Below are 269 nucleotides of genomic sequence, written 5' to 3' on the forward strand. Positions count from 1 at the left end.
GTCGCGTTGGATAACACCCCTGATTATGATGCCTGTACCGCAGCGCAGCAGTTAGTGGCCAGTGCGGCTTTTCAGCAGCAGCTAGCCGCCTGTCGTACCACCGAAAATGTCGATTATCCGGCCGTTGCGGCTTTAAAGCAGCAGGTAGCAACTCTGCTGTTTCAGCATTTTCAGCAAAATGAACTGGCACAGCAAAGTGAACGGGCTAAAGCGTTTCAGACGTTTTTGGCAGAAGCTGGGAGCAGTTTGTATCAGTGGGCCATATTTTC

General features: G+C 51.3%; 1 protein-coding gene. It reads left to right on the forward strand.

Translation table 11 applies throughout. The annotated features are described in order from the left end of the window. Nucleotides 1–269, forward strand: a 269-nt coding sequence (locus tag RMT89_RS43295; protein WP_315889244.1) for a 4-alpha-glucanotransferase, incomplete at both ends; no start/stop codon positions are given.

Origin of the sequence: Streptomyces sp. P17 (assembly GCF_032436805.1) — a bacterium.
Lineage (GTDB): Bacteria > Actinomycetota > Actinomycetes > Streptomycetales > Streptomycetaceae > Streptomyces.